At 72.7% G+C, this 18160-nt stretch carries 18 protein-coding genes; 8 read left to right on the top strand and 10 right to left on the bottom strand.

The features are described from left to right. The coding region (locus Q8791_RS22905; protein ID WP_330093836.1) for a tyrosine-type recombinase/integrase at positions 1–964 on the top strand (964 nt) is incomplete at its 5' end. Between the two features lie 351 nt (positions 965–1315). On the opposite strand, the gene Q8791_RS22900 is transcribed toward Q8791_RS22905, so the two are convergent. Together Q8791_RS22900 and Q8791_RS22895 are read right to left on the bottom strand one after the other, a co-directional pair. Further along, a complete protein-coding gene (locus Q8791_RS22900; protein ID WP_330093835.1) occupies positions 1316–1858 on the bottom strand; it encodes an NUDIX domain-containing protein in 543 nt (180 codons plus the stop codon). Between the two features lie 65 nt (positions 1859–1923). Continuing rightward, positions 1924–2208 (bottom strand): 4a-hydroxytetrahydrobiopterin dehydratase, encoded by a 285-nt coding sequence (locus tag Q8791_RS22895; protein WP_330093834.1) that lies wholly within the window; start codon positions 2206–2208, stop codon positions 1924–1926. Positions 2209–2719: 511 nt separating this feature from the next. On the opposite strand from Q8791_RS22895, the gene Q8791_RS22890 reads away from it, so the two are divergent. The 5 genes from Q8791_RS22890 to Q8791_RS22870 all read left to right on the top strand — a co-directional run bounded on the left by Q8791_RS22890 (position 2720) and on the right by Q8791_RS22870 (position 7466). Next, positions 2720–5092 (top strand): sensor histidine kinase, encoded by a 2373-nt coding sequence (locus Q8791_RS22890; protein ID WP_330093833.1) that lies wholly within the window; start codon positions 2720–2722, stop codon positions 5090–5092. Beyond that, complete coding sequence (locus Q8791_RS22885; RefSeq protein ID WP_330093832.1) at positions 5092–5556, top strand: roadblock/LC7 domain-containing protein; 465 nt, start codon at positions 5092–5094, stop codon at positions 5554–5556. The genes Q8791_RS22890 and Q8791_RS22885 overlap by 1 nt, the downstream gene beginning before the upstream one ends. Positions 5557–5614: 58 nt before the next feature. Further along, entirely contained in the window at positions 5615–5992 is a 378-nt protein-coding gene (locus Q8791_RS22880) for a DUF742 domain-containing protein (protein WP_330093831.1), read from the top strand. A 45-nt stretch (positions 5993–6037) separates the two neighbouring features. After that, positions 6038–6622, top strand: coding sequence for a GTP-binding protein (locus Q8791_RS22875; protein ID WP_330093830.1), 585 nt, complete (start codon positions 6038–6040; stop codon positions 6620–6622). Between the two features lie 121 nt (positions 6623–6743). Continuing rightward, entirely contained in the window at positions 6744–7466 is a 723-nt protein-coding gene (locus tag Q8791_RS22870) for a GNAT family N-acetyltransferase (RefSeq protein ID WP_330093829.1), read from the top strand. Positions 7467–7484: 18 nt separating this feature from the next. Here Q8791_RS22870 and Q8791_RS22865 read toward each other — a convergent pair whose 3' ends face one another. Genes Q8791_RS22865 through Q8791_RS22855 form a run of 3 tightly spaced genes read right to left on the bottom strand, consistent with a single transcriptional unit; the run spans position 7485 to position 10442 of the window. Continuing rightward, positions 7485–8300: an ABC transporter ATP-binding protein gene (locus Q8791_RS22865; protein WP_330093828.1), complete on the bottom strand. Its 816-nt coding sequence runs from the start codon at positions 8298–8300 to the stop codon at positions 7485–7487. 19 nt (positions 8301–8319) lie between these two features. Continuing rightward, on the bottom strand, positions 8320–9411 hold the full coding sequence (locus tag Q8791_RS22860; RefSeq protein ID WP_330093827.1) for a FecCD family ABC transporter permease: 1092 nt from the start codon (positions 9409–9411) through the stop codon (positions 8320–8322). Beyond that, positions 9408–10442: a FecCD family ABC transporter permease gene (locus tag Q8791_RS22855; protein ID WP_330093826.1), complete on the bottom strand. Its 1035-nt coding sequence runs from the start codon at positions 10440–10442 to the stop codon at positions 9408–9410. The genes Q8791_RS22860 and Q8791_RS22855 overlap by 4 nt, the downstream gene beginning before the upstream one ends. A 264-nt stretch (positions 10443–10706) precedes the next feature. Between Q8791_RS22855 and Q8791_RS22850 the strand changes: the two genes are divergently transcribed. After that, positions 10707–11591, top strand: a complete 885-nt coding sequence (locus Q8791_RS22850) for an ABC transporter substrate-binding protein (protein ID WP_330093825.1) — start codon at positions 10707–10709, stop codon at positions 11589–11591. A gap of 154 nt (positions 11592–11745) precedes the next feature. Here Q8791_RS22850 and Q8791_RS22845 read toward each other — a convergent pair whose 3' ends face one another. Further along, positions 11746–13146 (bottom strand): amidase, encoded by a 1401-nt coding sequence (locus Q8791_RS22845; protein WP_330093840.1) that lies wholly within the window; start codon positions 13144–13146, stop codon positions 11746–11748. A gap of 229 nt (positions 13147–13375) precedes the next feature. On the opposite strand from Q8791_RS22845, the gene ku reads away from it, so the two are divergent. Beyond that, positions 13376–14326 carry a non-homologous end joining protein Ku gene (gene ku, locus Q8791_RS22840; RefSeq protein WP_330093824.1) on the top strand — a complete coding sequence of 317 codons (951 nt, stop codon included), beginning with the start codon at positions 13376–13378 and terminating at the stop codon, positions 14324–14326. Position 14327: 1 nt separating this feature from the next. On the opposite strand, the gene Q8791_RS22835 is transcribed toward ku, so the two are convergent. The 4 genes from Q8791_RS22835 to Q8791_RS22820 form a co-directional block, all read right to left on the bottom strand. Then, positions 14328–15278, bottom strand: a complete 951-nt coding sequence (locus Q8791_RS22835; protein WP_330093823.1) for an ATP-dependent DNA ligase — start codon at positions 15276–15278, stop codon at positions 14328–14330. A gap of 191 nt (positions 15279–15469) precedes the next feature. Beyond that, complete coding sequence (locus tag Q8791_RS22830) at positions 15470–16237, bottom strand: sulfite exporter TauE/SafE family protein (protein WP_330093822.1); 768 nt, start codon at positions 16235–16237, stop codon at positions 15470–15472. A 215-nt stretch (positions 16238–16452) separates the two neighbouring features. Next, positions 16453–17085 (bottom strand): alpha/beta hydrolase, encoded by a 633-nt coding sequence (locus tag Q8791_RS22825; protein ID WP_330093821.1) that lies wholly within the window; start codon positions 17083–17085, stop codon positions 16453–16455. Further along, positions 17082–18032 carry a ring-cleaving dioxygenase gene (locus Q8791_RS22820; RefSeq protein WP_330093820.1) on the bottom strand — a complete coding sequence of 317 codons (951 nt, stop codon included), beginning with the start codon at positions 18030–18032 and terminating at the stop codon, positions 17082–17084. The genes Q8791_RS22825 and Q8791_RS22820 overlap by 4 nt, the downstream gene beginning before the upstream one ends. Between the last annotated feature and the right edge of the window lie 128 nt (positions 18033–18160).

Here is an 18160-nt window from a genome sequence, read left to right as displayed (position 1 = left end):
CCCCGACACCCAACTCACCCCCTCAGCCGCCGCCCGCGTCGCAGACGGCTGGACCACCTCCACCCGCACCGGCTACACCCGCGACTGGACCACCTTCACCACCTGGTGCACACACGCAGGCCGCACCCCCCTCCCCGCCACCGCCGAAACCCTCGCCTCCTACGTCGACCACCTCGCCACCACCGCCCTCGCCCCCGCCACCATCGACCGCGCCCTCGGCGCCATCGCCTCCCGCCACGCCGCCGACGGACACGCCGTCTCCACCAAAGCCGCCCGCATGGCACTGCGCTCCTACAACCGCCAATGGGCACGCCAAGGAGGACGACGACGCCAAGCCCCCGCACTCACCGTCCACGACCTCCGCCGCATGCTCGAAACCACCGACGACACCCTCGTCGGCCTCCGCGACCGAACCCTCCTCCTCCTCGGCTACGCCATGATGGCCCGCCGCTCCGAACTCGCCGCCCTCGACATCACCGACCTACGCCACGTACCCGACGGCCTCGAAGTCTTCGTCGCCACCTCCAAAACCGACAAAGACGCAGCAGGCGCCACCGTCGCCGTCCCCTACGGCACACTCCTCCTCACCTGCCCCGTCCGCACCACAACCGCCTACCTCCAAGCCCTCACCGACACCGGAATCACCCAAGGACCACTCCTGCGCTCAGTTGACAGACACGGCCGCCCCGCCGGCACCACCGACGCCGCCGGACGAGGCACCGGACGCATGTCCGGAGCCGGAATCAACCTCGTGGTCAAACGCCTCGCATTCAACGCCGACCTCCAGAACATCACCGCCCACTCCCTCCGAGCCGGCCCCGCCACCGCCGCCGCAGCCGCCGGCGCCCCCCGCGCCTGGATCGCCCGCCAAGGCCGCTGGTCCGAAAAATCCACCGCCGTCGACACCTACATCCGCCCCGCCGACGCCTGGCGCGACAACCCCATCCGCAAAGTCGGCCTCTGACCCCCACGACCCACAGGAGAGAACAAGGACTCCGGGAGGACCACCACAGGACCCGCCACCGCGACAGCGCCACACGGGCGCGTTCGACGCGCGGTGCATGAAGCCGAGGCAGACACACTCGGCGAGAGGCGACAGCACACGCCGGGCCCGCCGACGAAGAACCGGCCACCGTCCCGGACATCGCCCGCGCCCCCGCAGCGGATCCACAGGTGGCGTGTCGCCACAAGGCGGTTCACCGCGGAGCGGGCCCATCGGAGCACATGGGCGGCGAGCGCGCACCGTCAGGCGCTACAGGCGCCCTTCTTCAGCGCACACGCCACCCGCGCCACCACTGCTCACGGCACAGCGGGATCACACCCACACGTAGTCCTCGTCCGTCACCGCACCCCACCCGGCGTCCGCCACCACCGCACGAGGAGAGGACAACGCGGCCAACGCCGCACCCACCGGAGGGAAGAGCGGCAGCCCCGCAGCCGCACGGAAGTCCACCCACTCGACGACACCGACCTCGAAACCGCCGTCACGCTGCTCGTCGTACTCCTCCACCGCCAGCACGTCCCGTACCGCCGGACTCACATGCAACCGGTACACCAGGTGCAGCTTGCGCGGCGACGGGGTGGGACCGGGCCGCGTCACCCGCTGGTCCACCACCCACAACAGCTCCGGCGCACCGGCCTGCGCCGCGCCCAGGTCCAACTCCTCACCGAGCTCGCGCCACAGCGCGACCAACAGGTCCTCACCCGGTTCGACGTTCCCGCCAGGAGGCGTGTAGTGAACCGAACCGGGCCGGTCCCTGCGTATCAGAGCAACCTCGTCACCGCAGAACACCAGGGCGCCGACACGGATCTTGACACGGGAGAACGGCACGGGCGCCGAGTGGTCGGAAGACTCCATGCGGACCAGTATCGCCCCGCACCGGGACGCCGGACCGCCCGCCCCCCGGGGATCCCCGGGGTTCTTCAGGGGACGAGCTCGTCGATGCGGGCGGCCAGGGCCATGTCCTGCTCGGTGACGGCGCCCTCGGAGTGGGTGCTCAGGGTCAGGTGGAGTGTGTTGTAGCGGATGTCGATGTCGGGGTGGTGGTCGACCTGTTCCGCCGCCTGGGCGATCTCGTTGACCAGGGAGACGGCCGCCAGGAAGTCGGCCAGGCGCACGGTGCGGCGGATGGCGGGGACGGCGGGATCCAGCTCCCAGTCGGTCAGCCGGGTCAGGCCGTCCTGGATCTGGTTCTCGGTGAGATTCATGTGGGTCCTCTCCCCCGTGTGCCCGGCTTCTGCGGGCGGGTCTGTTGCAACCGGTAACGGTGTGACAGGAGTGGTCGGTTGCGGCCGCCCCGGTTCCGTGCCGGTCATGGTGCCAATACGTGAGTGGACGGTCGCGGCCCGTGGGTTCGGACGCGTTCGCAGGAGGCTACGTACCCGCCATGAGGGACGAAATCACGCATGGTTTCCTGCATCCACGTCCGTTTCTGGTATTCGGTGCGACGAAGTCGCTCCTTTGTTCTTTTTGTCTTTTTTGTCAGTATTTTTTGAGAGACGCGCCCGCCTTTACTATGTAGATTTTTTAGAACCGCCCGCGTTACCAAGCTGAGGCCCAGACCCTGACCTGCGGCAATCACCCCAACCCCGCCCCCATCAGCCGTTTCAGGCTTGCGCAATCCCCCTCGGAGCGGTTCACTCAGGGCAACCCCGGTCCTCCCCCACCTCGGCGGACGCTTCCCCAGCCTCGCCCGCCTCTCCCCCCGGAAGCGAGCCCATGCCCCACGAGAAGCGCCGATCGCTTCGCGCCCGCATGATCACGCTGGTCCTGATCCCCAGTACCGCGCTCCTGGTCCTGTGGTCGGCGTTCACCGCCGTCCTGGTCACCGACATCCGCGAACTGCGCACCACGGCGGCCCTCACCGAGCAGGTCGCCACGCCCGTCATCACGGTCATCGGCGGGCTCCAGCGCGAACGGCGCGCCACCATGGACTCCGCCAACGGGACCGAGCGCACCGCCAACCGCCTGGAGTTCACCCGCCAGGAGACCTCCAGGGCCGTGGAAACCCTCCACCAGCGCCTCCACGCCTTCGACGAGGACGACCTGCCCGAGCAGGCCATGGACTTCCAGCGCTCCCTCAACCGGCTCGAGGCCCACCGCCAGAAGGTGGACGGCCTCTCCCCCGCCGAACGCACGCTGGAGGAGGCCTCCACCGCCTACACCGAGATCATCGAGAGCGGACTGCGCGTCTGGGACGCCCAGGTCGAGCGCGCCGACTCCGCACAGGTCCCCGCCCTGCGCTCGCTGACCACACTGGTCCGCACCCGCGAACTCCTCAACCAGCAGGACGCCGTCCTCGCCCACGCCGTGGCCGTCAACGCCTTCCCTGCCGAGGCCCACTCCCAGTTCGCCGCGGCCGCCGGAGCCCAGCACTACACCTGGGGCCGCGTCGGCGCCGAACTCAGCGACGAGGACAGCCAGGACTACGTCCTCCTGGAGTCCTACTCCGCCCTGCAGAGCGTGTACCAGCTCCAGGAGAGCATCATCAGCATGCCCATCCGGGGCGAGAACACCGTCCCGGTCAACGCCACCGCCTGGCGGGGCGCCGCCGAGGCCGTGGACCTGCGCATGCGCGGGGTGGAGGAGACCCAGGCCGAGCAGGTCACCGCCTTCAGCCACACCCAGTCCGCCGAACTGCGCAACAGCGTCCTGCTCATGAGCGTGCCCGCCCTCGTGGCGGCCCTGGCCTCCTCGGCCGTGGCCGTGGGCGGCACCCAGCGCCTGGGGCGGCGGCTGCAGCACCTGCGCATCCTCACCCTGGAACACGCGCGCGTGCGGCTGCCCGAGGTGACCGCCCGGCTCCGCGCGGGCGGAAGCGTCGACGTGGACACCGAGGTGCCCGAACTGCGGGTACAGGTGCGCGACGAGATCGGCCAGATGGCCGAGGCGTTCAACGACGCCCAACGGGCCGCGGTCGCCGCCGCGGTGGAGGAGGCCCAGGTCCGCGCGGGGGTGCGGGCCATGTTCCGCAACATCGCGCGCCGCACGCAGTCGCTCGTGCACCGGCAGCTGGGGCTGCTGGACACCCTGGAGCGGGGCGAGACCGACCCCGCGGTGCTGGAGGCGCTGTTCCGCATCGACCACTTCAGCACCCAGCTGCGGCGCAACGCCGAGAACCTGATGCTGCTGAGCGGCGACGATCCGGTGCGGCGCGGCCTGGGTCCGGTACGCCTGCACGAGGCGGTGCGGGCTGCCGCCAGCGAGATCGAGGACTACGCCCGCGTGCGGATCCTGGGGATGCCCCCCGTCGCGCTGCGCGGCGACGTGGGGACCGACACCGTCCGCCTGCTCGCCGAGCTGCTGGAGAACGCGACCTCGTTCTCCGCGCCGGGCACGGAGGTGACGGTGCGGGGCAGGGAGGCCGAACACGGCGGCCACGTCCTGGAGGTGGAGGACCACGGGCTGGGCATGACCGACGCCCAGCTGAGCTCGGCCAACGTCCTCCTGGCCGAACCGCCCCGGTTCGACCTGGCGCGCATGCGCGAGGACTCGAACCTGGGCCTGTTCGTGGTCGCCACGATCGCGGCACGGCACGGCTTCGAGGTGACGCTCCGGGCCGCGCCCCACCGGGGGACGCTCGCGGTGGTGGCCATCCCCCGCGAGGCGGTGGCCGCCCCCGAGGAGGTCCCCTCGCCGTGGGAGGCGACCGGGCCGCACCGGCGCCTGGACGTCGGCGCCCCCGGACCGGCGGTCCCGGCGGCAGAACCCGCAGGGGTGCGGGCGGCGTCCGCGGGGTCGCTCACGGAGGTGGCGGACGGCCCCGCGCCGGCCGCGACGCGGGCCCCGGGCGCCGCGGTCCTGGCGGTGGCGCGGCCCGACGGCGACCCCGCGGACGGTGACGCCCTCCCCGCCGGAGCGGAGGAGGACACCTACATGGGCCTGCCCCGACGGCGACGCAAGCACGTGGCCGCCCCCGAGGAGGCGCCGGTCGTGACGGCGCAGGCCACGGGCGGGCAGCGCTCGCTGTCGGACATCCGGTCCATGATGAGTGCCTTCCAGTCCGGGACACTGCGCGGGCGCGCGGAGTCCGAGGAACTGGATGAGGGTGGCGCGCGCGGTGCGCGCCCGGGTGAGAGGTCGGAAGGGTGATGTCGATGTCGGCGGGCACTACGGCGGGAGACCGGGTCACCGGTGGCGACGAGGCGGGCGGGGAAACCCCGGCCAGAACCTTGGACTGGCTGCTGGGGGACCTGGTGGACAGAGTTGCGGGCGCACGGGACGCACTGCTGCTGTCGGCGGACGGGCTCCTGCTGTCCTCCTCCCCCGGCCTGGGCCGGGAGGAGGGTGAACGCCTCGCCGCGATCGCGTCGGGGTTCGCCAGCCTGGCGCGCGGGGCGCGTTCGCAACTGGGCGCCTCGGAGGTGCGCCAGACCGTGGTGGAGATGGACAACGTGTTCTTCTTCGTGCTGGCAGCGGGCCGGGGCGCCTCGTTGGCCGTGGTCGCCGAGTCCACCTGCGACATGGGCCAGGCGGCGTTCGAGGTGAACCGCCTGGTGCGCCAGGTGGGGCCGCACCTGTCGGCGCTGCCCAGGCGCGGGCACGGGAGGTCGTGAGGCAGGGGCCGCGGCGTCCGTCGGACGCGCGGCCCGCGGGCCATGAGCGGGTGAGGGAGTGAGCGCGGTGCCGCCTGGCGAAGAGACCCCGCAGGGGTGGTCGTTCGAGTCGAGTCTGATCAGGCCCTACTCGTTGACGGGCGGGCGCACACGGCCCTCACGCTCGGACTTCTCGATCACGTCGCAGGTGGTGACGGTTCCGTCGGCGGCTCCGGAGGTGGACCCCGAACTGGAGCTGATCCTGGCGCTGTGCGCGCGTCCGCTGTCGGTGGCGGAGGTCGCCTCGCGGACGGGTTTCCCGCTGGGCGTGACGAGGATCCTGCTGGCCGACCTGTTGGACCAGGGGTACGTGACAGTGCATACCTCGAACTGGGAGCGGAACCGGCCCGACGCGGCGACGCTGCGCACGGTGCTGGACCGCATCCGCGAGTTGTGAGGTGGAACGAATGGGCCCGAGAGGCCGGATGGGGTGGATGGGGCGTTGGTCGTAATCGAGGCCGAGGGGGCAGGTCCTGTTCCCGACACCCTGAAGATCGTGGTGGCCGGGGGATTCGGAGCGGGCAAGACCACCCTGGTGTCGGCGCTGAGCGAGGTCGAGGCTCTCCACACGGAGGAGGTCATGACCTCCGAGAGTGTGGGCGTGGACGACCTGGAGGGCGTGGAGGGCAAGTCCACGACGACGGTGGCGCTGGACTTCGGCCGCATCACGTTGGACGCGTCGACGGTGGTGTACCTGTTCGGGACCCCCGGACAGCGCCGGTTCTCGTTCATGTGGGAGGAGTTGACCGAAGGGGCTCTGGGAGCGGTGGTGGTGGCCGACACGCGCCGCCTGGCGGACTCCTTCGACGCGATCGACTTCTTCGAGTCGCGCGGGGTGCCGTTCGTGGTGGCGGTGAACTGCTTCGACGGGCAGCGCACGCACCGGGCCGACGACGTGCGGGTCGCGTTGGACCTGGAGGAGCGGGTGCCGCTGCTGCTGTGCGACGCGCGGGACCGGGAATCGGTCAAGGAGGTGTTGCTGGAGTTGGTGTCGCTGGTGTTGCGGCTGGAGCTCTCGGGCGCCTGAGGCGCCGCGCTCCCGACGTGTGCGGGGCGGTACAGGAGTCGCGGCGGGTCCGGGTGTGCGCCGGGCCCGCCGCGAGGCGGTGCAACCCGCCGATGTCGGTGCCCCGTGATGGGGTGGTGGGATGAGCGATGTCCTGTCCCCTCCCCCGCACCCCCTCCTGTACGACCTCCTGCGCCGCTGGCAGCGCGGCTGGGTCCTGGCGCGGGACCTGGGGGTCCCCGAGGAGGTCGGGGGCGCGCTGCGCGTTCCCGTGCACGGCCACGGGCGGCGCTGGGAGTTCCTCGTCGCCGACCCCGACGGGACCTCCGCCGCGGTGCGCCGCCTGGCCGGGGAGGTCTCCGCGGCGCCGCGACGCGACTGGCTGACGGTGGTGACCGGCGCCCCGGACACGGTGGCGCTGACGATGCACCGTGCCGGCCTGCGCCTGAGCGACGGGGAGGAGTTCCTCATGGCCTGCCGCCTGGACGGGCAGCCGGTCGTGCCGGCGGCGGCGCCCTACCGTGTGCGCACGCGCGTGGAGGGCGCTGTGGTGCGGGTCCGGGTGCTGGCCCCCGACGGTGGGGAGGCCGCGAGCGGTGCGATGGCGGTCGCGGGCGCCGACGCCGTCGCGGACCGGATCACGACCGCTCCCGCGCACCGGCGCCGGGGGCTGGGCCGCACGGTGATGGGCGCGCTGGCGGAGCGGGCCCGGGACCTGGGCGCCCGCGAGGGGCTGCTGGTCGCCTCCGAGCAGGGCCGCCACCTCTACGGGTCCCTGGGGTGGCGCGAGCACGCGCACGTGGTCATCGGCGCGACCCCGCACGGCATGGCCGCGGGGGAGGCCGACGGCTCCCCTGCGGCCTGACCCCGGCGGGAGACGTCCCTACCTGGCCGCGGCCCGACGGTCCACGGGCACGATCATCGGCGTGTGGGTCTCGGGGTCGGGGATGATCCGCACCGGCAGCCCGAACACCTCCTCCACGAGTTCGGCGGTGACCACCGTCGCCGGGTCCCCCTCCGCGACGATGGCGCCCTCCTTCATCACGATGAGGTGGCTGGCGTAGCGGCACGCGTGGTTGAGGTCGTGCAGGACCGCCACCAGCGTGTAACCGCGCTCGGCGTGCAGGTCGGCGCACAGGTCGAGCATGTCCATCTGGTGGGCGATGTCCAGGTAGGTGGTGGGCTCGTCCAACAGCAGCAACGGGGTCTGCTGGGCCAGGACCATGGCGAGCCACACGCGCTGGCGCTGGCCCCCGGACAGCTCGTCCACCGACCGGTCGGCCAGGGCCGTGACCCCCGTGGCGTCCATGGCCTCGGCGACCACCGCCTCGTCCTGGGCCGACCACTGGCGCAGGAAGCCCTGGTGCGGGAACCGGCCCCGGGCCACCAGGTCGGCGACGCCGATGCCGTCGGGCGCGATGGAGGTCTGCGGGAGCAGACCCAGCCGGCGCGCGACCTCCTTGGCCGGGTAGGAGCCGATGACCTGCCCGTCCAGGTTGACGTGCCCGCCCGCCGGTTTGAGCGTGCGCGACAAAGCACGCAGCAGGGTGGACTTGCCGCACGCGTTGGGGCCCACGATCACCGTGAAGGAGTTGTCGGGGATCGTGACGGCCAGGTTCTCGGAGATGACACGCTGCTCGTAGGCAAGGGTGAGGTCCTGGCCGTTGAGGCGGGAACCGGCGTCGGCTGGAGTGGTCATCGTTCTCTCTCGGTCTCGCTCAGGCACGTCCGCCGCGCCATTCGGTGTACAGCAGCCAGATCAGGTAGCTCCCGCCGATGACGGCGGTGACCACGCCGACGGGAAGCTGGGTGGGGGCCAGGGCGCGCAGCGCCACCAGGTCCGCGACCACCAGCAGGGTCGCGCCCATGAGCGCGGACCCCACCAGTGTGGTGCCGCCGGTGCGGGTCAGGCGCCGCGCGATCTGGGGCGCGGCCAGGGCCACGAAGCCGACGGGGCCGGCCACCGCGATGGCGGCGCCGGTCAGTGCGCTGGCGGCGGCCAGGGCCAGGATCTGGGTGGACCGGGTGGAGACGCCGAGGCCCTGCGCCGTGTCGTCGCCCAGTTCCATGAAGCGCAGGCGCTGCCCCAGGGCGATGAGCACGGGCGCCAGGACGGCCAGGGAGATCCACACGGCGGCGACCTCGGCCCACCCGCGCGCGTTGAGGCTGCCGATCATCCAGATCTGGGCGCCCAGGGCGTCGGTGAGTTCGGCACGGGTCAGCAGGTAGTCGCGGACCGACCCGAGCATCGCGGACACGCCGATGCCCACCAGGACCAGCCGGTAGCCCTGCACGCCGTTCTTCATGGCCAGGAGGTAGACGATCGCCGCGGTGACCAGTCCGCCGGCGATGGCCCCCAGGGACACCGCCAGGCGGCCGGCGCCCAGGACGAGGATGACCAGGACGGCGCCGGTGGCGGCCCCGGACGTGAATCCGATGATGTCGGGGCTGCCCAGGGCGTTGCGGGACAGGCTCTGGAAGACCGCTCCCGCGATGCCCAGGGCCGCGCCCACGCCGATCGCGGTCAGCGCGCGGGGCAGGCGCACCCCCTGGACGAAGAAGACGTCGAGGCGTTCGCCGTAGCCGAGGATCGCCCCGGGCACGGCGGCCAGGGGGATCTCGTAGTCGCCCACCGCCACCGTCACGGCCAGGGTGAGGACGCTGACCACGGCCAGGACCAGGCACACCAACACGGTGCGGGGGCGGACCAGGAGGGAGAGCCGTTCACCGAACAGGCGGACGGCCAGGGCGCCGCGCGGGGTGGCGCGGCCGGTCGCGGGGCGGCGCGGGGGCGCCAGGGTCTCGCTCAAAGCTGGGCCATCCTTCTGCTGCGGACCAGGGCGATGAACAGGGGCGCCCCGACGAAAGCGGTGATGATGCCGACCTCCAGTTCGGAGTTGGGCAGGACGATCCGGCCGACGACATCCGCCGCGGTGAGCAGGATCGCGCCCAGGACGGCGGCGTAGGGCAGCAGCCAGCGCTGGTCGGGGCCGGTGATCACGCGGGCGGCGTGGGGGATGATCAGGCCCACGAACCAGATGGGCCCCGCCGAGGCGGTGGCCGCCCCGCACAGCAGGATGACGGCGAGGGCGGTGGCGGCGCGGATGAGGGGGATCCTGGCGCCGAGCGTGGCCGCCAGGTCGTCGCCCAGGGCTATCGCGTTGAGGGAGGGGCCCAGGCACAGGGTCAGGACGACTCCGGCGACGAGGAAGGGGGCGACCTGCCAGAAGACGTCGAGGTCGCGCCCGGAGAGGGAGCCCACCTGCCAGAAGCGGATGCGGTCGAAAACGAAGTCGTTGAGGACGATCACACCGTAGATGAGCCCCTGCAGGACGACGGCGACCGCGGTCCCGGCCAGTGCCAGTCGCACCGGGGTGGCGCTGGAGCGCCCGCGCGAGCCCAGGGCGTAGACGACCACGGCCGCGACGGCGGCGCCGGCGAACGCGGGCCACACGAACGCGGCCCCGCCCGCACCGAACGCGAACACGGCGATGACGACGGCCGCCGCCGCTCCGGAGTTGATGCCGAGGATGCCGGGTTCGGCCAGGGGGTTGCGGGTCAGGGCCTGCATGAGGGCCCCGGCCAGGCCCAGGGCGGCGCCGACGAAGATGCCGATGACGGTGCGGGGCACGCGCAGGCTGCGGATGACGTCGTGGTCGTAGGTGCCGTTGTAGGCGGTCAGCGCGGCCCAGACGTCGGCGACGGGGATGGGTTTGGCTCCGACGGTAACGCTGAGCAGGGCGCACACGGCGAGGACGCCGAGGGCGATGAGCAGGCCCGTGGGTCGTATGACGCGCCTGGTGAGAGTGGGGCGCGTGAGGGTGGGCGCGCGCAAGGCCACGGCTTCCCCGTTCGTTGTGGCGTGGGTGGTGGGGTGGGACCGCCCGGAAGGGGGTGCGGCCGCCCGGGGCGCGGTCGCGAAACCGAAAACCCCACGGGACAGGTTAGCCTTACCTTCATCCTGTTCGCACGGAAGGGCCCCCATGGTTTCGCTCCCGCGCAGCACACGCGCCCTGGTCACAGTAGCCGCCCTCGCGCGCTCCTCGCCTGCGGGTGCTCCCCGCAGCCCGCGGACCCGCGGGAGCCTGAGGGCGGGACCCGCACGGTGGAGGCGGCCAACGGGTCGGTGGAGATCCCCGCCACACCGCAGAGGATCGCGGTGCTGTGGCGCCCGACCCTGGCGGCGGTCACCCTCCTGGGCCACGACGTGGTCGCGACGATGGGCACGCCCGGCGGCGACGACCAGGGCCTGGCGCCGTTCCTGCCCGGGGACGCCGACGGCGGCGACCTGACGCTGGTCACCAACTCCCCCTCCGAGGAGGACGTCAACATCGAGGCGCTCGCCACCGCCGCGCCGGACCTGATCATCGGCGTCAGCACCCAGGTGGGGGCGCAGGCCGACATGCTCGGGAGCTTGGAGGCGATCGCGCCGACGGTGCTGCTGGAGTGGGAGGGCACCGGGTCCTGGCGCGGGCACCTGGACGAGGTGGCCGATGTCCTGGACGCCCGGGCCGAGGCCGGGGACGCCCTGGCCGGGTACGAGGAGGCGGTGGCCTCCGCCCGCGGGGAGATCGAGGCCGCAGGCGTGGACCCCGCCGCCACGGAGCTGTCGCTGGTGCGGTTGCAGAGCGAGAGCGAGATCCGTCTGGAGACTCCGGAGTCCTTCCCCGGCCAGGTGGTGGCCGACCTGGGCTTCGCCAGGCCCGACGGCCAACAGGAGGGGGACGGCTCGACGGACTTCATCGCCCAGAGCTACGAGAACCTGGACCGGGCGGACGGGGACGCCGTGTTCGTCATGGCCGGATCGGGCTACCCCGACGCGCCCCGGACGTTCTCCGAGGGCGTGTGGGCGAGTCTGGACGCCGTGCGCGGGGAGTCGGCGTACCGGGTGGACCACGACCACTGGGGTGCGGCCAACCACTATGCGGCGCTGCGCATCGTGGAGGACGTCAGGTCCGCGCTGACCGGGGGTTCCGAACCGGCGGTGTGAGACCGCGGGGGCACCGTTCCGCCCTTCGGCCACGGGTCCCGCACCGGTCCTGACGCGTGACGTGCTCCCAGGCGCCGCCTGCGGCTCCCCGGCGCACACCGGTGACGGGGAGGCGGGGACACGACCCGGTCGGGCCCCATCGGCGGGGCGCGGCTCACACGTGGAACGGGGGGCGCCGGTCCCCCCAGGGGACGGCCTGTTCGAGCTGGGCGGCCACCGCCAGCAGCAGGTCCTCGCGTCCGTGCGCCGCCACCAACTGCACCCCGATGGGCAGCCCCTCCGGGCTCTGGGCCAGGGGCAGGCTGATCGCGGGCTGGCCCGCGACGTTGAACGGCGCGGTGAAGGGCCCGTAGGCCAGCAGGGCGCGCAGCCAGGAGCGCACGCTGTGCCCGGGTGCGTCGTAGTCCAGGGCGCCGTGCGGTGCCGGCAGCCGCCCCAGGGTCGGGGTCACCAGCAGGTCGTACCGATCCAGGAAGGCGCCCAGGGGGTGGGTCACCCGGTGCTGTGCGTCCAGCATGGCCGCCACCTCCAGGGCCGTGCACCGCCGGGCCTCGGAGAGCACCGCCCGGGAGACGTCCTCCATCAGGGCGGGGCCGGGGCGGCGCGGAGCGCGCAGCAGGGCCGTCCCCGCGGCCAGGGCGGCCAGGGCGGTGCCCTCGACCACGTCCTCGGGGTCCAGGTGCGGGTGGTCCTCCTCCACGGTGTGGCCGATCCACTCCAGGACGCGGGCCGCGTCCAGGGCGGCCTCGGCGACGGTCGTGTCGACGCGGGTGTCGGCCCAGGGGGTCGTGGTCACCGCGATCCGCAGCCGCCCGGGGTCGGTGCGCGCCGCCTCGGCGTAGGGGCGATGGGGGGCGGGGACCACGAACTTCTCCCCCACCGGCGGTGCGCAGACCGCGTCCAGCAGCCGGGCGGTGTCGCGGACGGTGCGGGTGAGGCCGAACTCCGTGATCAGCCCGAACCCCGCCTCCCCCGCCAGGCGCCCGCAGGGGGTGCGCCCGCGGGTCGGTTTGAGTCCGATGACGCCGCAGGCGGAGGCGGGCACACGCAGCGATCCCGCGCCGTCGTTGCCGTGGGCCAGGGGCACCGCCCCGGCTGCCACCAGTGCGGCCGAACCTCCGCTGGAGCCGCCCGCGCCGCGGCCGAGGTTCCAGGGGTTGCGGGTGATCCCGTGGCGCGCGGACTCGGTGGCGAAGTGCAGCCCCAACTCGGGGGCGGTGCTCTGGCCCAGCGGGACCAGACCCGCCGCGCGGAACCGCGACATCAGGGTGTGGTCGGCAGTGGCGACGGCGTCGACGGCACGGCTGCCCAGGGTGAACCGTACGCCGCGTGCGAAGGGGCCGCTGTCCTTGACCACGAACGGGACCCCGCCCAGGGGTCCGGCGGCCGACGGGAGGGGGACGGACTCGAACAGGGGGCCGGTGAGCGCATTGAGGTCGTCGTGGGCGCGCTCCAGGGCGAGGCGGGCGACCCGTTCGACCTCGTCGGCGCGGACCTGGCCGGTACGGACGAGATCGGCGAGGGCGACGGCGTCCCTCTCGGCGTACTCGTGGATCTCCAGTGCTGCTCCTCGGGGCGTCGGGCCGCGGGGTGCGGGCCGACGGGTCAGGGTAGCGGCGGGGCGGGCCGAGCGCCGCCCGTTTTTCCGGCCCCGGCGGTAGGCGCCGGGGCGCGTCCGGCCTCCGCCCGGTCGCGGACACCGTCGCCGCCTGGGCTGCCTTTACCGGCGCACCGCTCGGCGTTTGCCGTGTCCGACGCACACTGGAAGCCGGGAGGTGGCAGTCGTGGCAAGCGCCGTATGGACGGGGACCCTGGCGTTCGGCCTGGTCAGCGTGGGGGTGAAGATGTTCGCCGCGCGGGAGAGGCACGGGCCCACCACGCACCAGTTCGTGCGCGGCACCAGCTCACGGGTGCGCTACCAGCGCGTGAACGAGGACACCGGCAAACCCGTCGACCTCGCCGACGTCGTCAAGGGTGTGCAGCACGGGCCCGACGAGGACGAGTACGTCTTCCTGGAACCGGAGGACCTGGAGCGCATCCAGCCGGGCCGGTCGAAGACCCTGGAGATCGAGGGGTTCATCCGCGCCGGCGACGTGGCCCCGCTCTGGTTCGCCAACACCTACTACCTGGGGCCCGACAAGAGCTCGGCCAAGCCGTACCGGCTTCTGCTCAGGGCCCTGGGCGAGTCGGGCCGGGCGGGGCTCGGCAGGATGATCATGCGGGACAGGGAGCACCTCGTGCTCGTCACCCCTCAGGAGGGGGTTCTCACCGCGAGCACCCTGTACTGGCACGACGAGGTCCGCGAACCCGAGGACGTGATGCGGCCCCCCGCCGTCGACGAGGTCGACGGCGGCGATCTGGAGCTCGCCTCGCAGCTGATCGACGCGATGGTCATCGACTGGGATCCCGTCTCGTACCACGACGAGTACGACCGGCGCCTGGAACAGCTGGTCGAGGCGCAGGCCACGGGGTCGACGGTCTCCTACAAGCAGAGGACGGCGGACGAGGCCGGGAACGTGGTCGCCCTGGACGACGCCCTGCGCCAGTCGATCAGGCGGCGCCGCGAGGACCGCCGCACGAAGGGCCGCGACCGGGCTCCCGCCCCCCGGCGCTCGCGGGAGTCCACCCGGCGGACCAAGGCGGAGCTGTTGGAGAGGGCGCGCGACCTGGGGGTGCAGGGGCGGTCGAAGATGTCCAGGGACCAGCTCGCCGAGGCCGTCGACCGCGCGGGGTGAGCTACTCCACGTCCAGTCCCGTGGGCACGTCCTCCGGGCGCAGGTCGGGGCGGGCCCGCACGTACCTGATCAGGTGCCTCCAGCGGCCCGAGACCACCGCGGTGTCCGGTGCCACCTCCACGACCACCTCGGGGGCCACCTGTGTGTAGGCCTGGCGGCCCGACTGCCCCCAGGACGCCGCGAGGGTGCGCGGCCACGGGTGGTCGGGGCCGGCCTTGACCAGCATCCGGCCCAGTTCCTCGGACTGCTCGTAGGACAGCTCGCCCGTCCGGCCGGCGACGCGGAGTTCCCCGGTCCCGGGGTCGGTGCGGCCGAGGACGAGGGCGCGGGGGGCGCTCGCGTGGCCGACGCATCCGCCCACGACGGCCTCGGTGGTCGTCGTGTGCTTGAGTTTGCGCCAGTCCCTGCGTCCGGGCCTGTAGGAGCGGCGCGCGTCCTTGACCATGATCCCCTCGACGCCCACCGTCGGCATCTCCTCCCACCACTGCATGGCCACCTGCGCGTTGTCGGTCTGCCACCCCAGTGTCAGCGGGCAGGGTTGGACGACCTGGGCCATCAGGTGTTCGAGCTCCTCGCGGCGGTGGGCCAGGGCCCGGTGCGCCAGATCCCGGCCGCCGAGGGCGAGCAGGTCGAAGACGATGAGGTGGCAGGGCTCGGTCCGGCTGAGCGAGCGCACGCGCCGGGCCGAGGCGGCGTTGCGGCGCAGGAGTGCTCCGAAGTCGAGCTGTCCGTCGTGGGACCAGCGGATGATCTCGCCGTCGACCGTGACCCCGGCGGGGAGTCGTTCGGTGAGCGCCTCGGCGATCTCGGGGAACCGGTGGAGGAGCGAGCGGCCGGACCTCGAGGTCATGCGTACCGGACCGGTGGATCCCACGCACCGGAAGCCGTCCCACTTCGGTTCGTAGAGCATGCCCGGACCGGTGGGCAGGCGGTCGATGGTTCTGGCCAGCATGGGATCCATGTCCAGTGCCAGTACCCGAGGCCGTCCCATGGGGAGCTCAACCGCGAGTCTTGTCTGCGGCTCCGGGCCGGGGGGCGGGGGTTCGCCGCCGCGGCTGGCCAGGAGGTGTTTCCAGGAGGCTCACAGAGGTGCAGCGAGGAAGCCCGGTGGACGCGAGCCCGGAAGGAGGCGGAGAACACGGCTCAGGCGAGCAGGTCCCAGGCCATGCGCAGGAGGAGGGCCAGGACGACGACGAGCAGGACCGCTCGGACGAATCCGGAACCGCGCCGCAGCGCCATGCGTGCTCCGATCTGGGCACCGGTGATGGTGCAGACGGCCAGGGTCAGTCCCAGGAGCCAGTCGACGTGGCCGCCGAAGGCGAACACGGTGAGCGCTCCGAGGTTGGTGCACACGTTGACGATCTTGGCCGAGGCGGAGGCGGCGACGAAGTCCATGCCGACGACGGCGGTGAAGGCGATGATGAGGAAGACGCCGGTGCCGGGGCCGATGAGGCCGTCGTAGAGGCTGACGCCGAGCCCGGCCAGGGCGGTGACGGCCAGCAGCCTGTTGCGGGTGCGCAGGCGCGGGTCGGGGACCGTCCCCATGGCGGGGCGGAAGTAGACGAGCAGCGCGACTCCGGCCAGGACGACCATGATGACGGGCTTGAGGACGTCGGCGGTGAGCGCGGCGGCCATGGCGGCGCCGATCCCGGACCCGATCAGGGCGAGCGCGGCGGTGGGCAGGACGACGCGGCGGTCGATGCGCACCCTGCGGCTGTAGGCGATGGCGGCGGAGACGGTGCCGAAGACGGCGCCGAGCTTGTTGGTGCCCAGCAGGGTGGCCAGGGGTGTGGTGGGGGCGGCGACGAGGAGGGCGGGCAGCAGGAGGAGCCCGCCTCCTCCGACGACGGCGTCCACCCAGCCCGCGGCGACGGCGACGGCCATGACCGCGGCGAGGATCTCGAGGTCCATCTACCGCACGCGTTCGAGGAGAGAGATGATCATGGGTTCATTTCGGTGGATCGGGTGGGAACGTGGTGAGTTTATCCAGCCCGTTTCGGTGCTTTTCAGGTGGTCAGCTACCGTGAACCCCTTACAGGAACTGCGCCTTTACTACGTAGATTCGTAGGAGGGAAAAGCGGCGGCGCCCGGGATCAGGGGGCGCCGCCGCAGTCTGTGGGGTCTGGTCAGAACAGGGAGCGGTCGAACCAGGCGCGGGCGTCCGCCAGTACGTCGGGGGCCAACCGGTGTCCCCCCGGGTGCTCGCGCGTCTCCACGTCCGCTCCCCTGGCGCCGAGCTGGTCGGCCAGCAGTCGCGCCTGGTCGATGGTGGTGATGGGATCGGCCACACCCGCACCCACGAACACCTTGACCCCCGACAGGTCCACCGGGTCGGGCTCGCGCCCCTGGAGCGGCGCCCCTGCCGCGAAGAGGGCCGCTCCGCTGAGCAGGCTCGGGTGGAGCAGCAGCAGGGCCGCGCCGGTGTTGGCCCCGTTGGAGAACCCGCTGACCACGATCCGGTCGGGGTCCAGGTCGTAGTCCCGGGCGGCGGCGGTGACGAACTCCGCGAGCTCGGCGCTGCGCCGGACCACGTCGTCGACGTCGAAGACGCCCTCGCGCAGGCGGCGGAACCAGCGGTTCATGCCGTTCTCGGTCACCCGGCCGCGCGGTGAGAGCAGGGCCGCGCCGGGCGCGAGGGCCCGACCCAGCGGCAGCAGGTCGTGCTCGTCGGCGCCGGTGCCGTGGAGCAGCAGGAGTGTGGGCGCTCCCGGCACGGTGGCGGGTTCGAAGACGTGGACGAAGTCCTGGGTGGCGGTCACCGGGGGACCTCCAGCGCGGGCAGGCCGCGGGTGATCTGCTCGCGGCTGGGCTCCAGCCACGGCGGGAGCCTGAGCGCCCGGCCCAGCTCCAGCAGCGGCTCGTCGTAGTCGAAGCCGGGGCCGTCGGTGGCGATCTCCAGCAGGACGCCGCCGGGCTCCCGGAAGTAGATGGACGTGAAGTAGCAGCGGTCGCGGATCTCGGTGACGCCCACGCCGTCGTTCTCCAGGGTCTGGCGCCAGGCCTCCTGGACGGGCCCGTCGGGGGCGCGGTAGGCGACGTGGTGGACGGTGCCCGCCGCGACCAGGCCGCGCGGGGCCCCGGGGTCGGCCAGGACGTCGACGATGGTGCCCACCCCGTCACCGGAGGCGCCGGTGCGGAACCGGAGCCGGTCCCCGTCCTCGCCCACCAGCTGGAAGCCGAGCTGTCCGCTCAGCATCTCCACGGTGCCCTCGACGTCCTGCTCGGTCAGGGTGACCGCGCGGATGCCCCGGATGGCGTGTTCGGCCGGCACCGCTCCCCCGTCCCAGGGGTCGGTGTCGTGGGCGTCGGCGCTGGCGGCGAGTTCGATGACCAGGCCGTCGGGGTCGCGCAGCGTGAGCACGTCCTCCTCGCCCCTCTCGGCCGGTCGGGTGGCGTGCACGTCCAGCGAGGCCAGGTGCTCCGCCCACCAGCCCAGGGACCCCTCGGGTACGGAGAAGGTCGTGGTGGTGGCCTGACCCGCGCCGATCGTCCCCCGGGGGGCGTCGGGCCAGGGGAAGAAGGTCATGATCGTGCCGGGGTTGCCGGCGCGGTCCCCGTAGTAGAGGTGGTAGGTCTCGGGCGAGTCGAAGTTGACCGTGCGCTTGACCAGGCGCATGCCCAGCGCGTTGAGGTAGAAGTCCGCGTTGGCCTGCGGATCGCTGGCGATCGCGGTCACGTGGTGGATTCCCGAAGGACGCACGTCCATGTCGTCACCTTCCGTCGAAGTCGCCGGTGTCCTCGGACCAAGGTAGTTGAATTTTAAACTAACCCGGCCGATGTGTCTCCCCCACACTCCCCCGGCACGGGGCGCGCGGCGCGCAGGGACACGTGCCG

The sequence above is a fragment of the Nocardiopsis codii genome, assembly GCF_036327455.1.
GTDB classification, from domain to species: domain Bacteria; phylum Actinomycetota; class Actinomycetes; order Streptosporangiales; family Streptosporangiaceae; genus Nocardiopsis; species Nocardiopsis codii.
The sequence above is the reverse complement of the archived record's forward strand: the minus strand, read 5'-3'. Positions and strand labels throughout refer to the sequence as shown.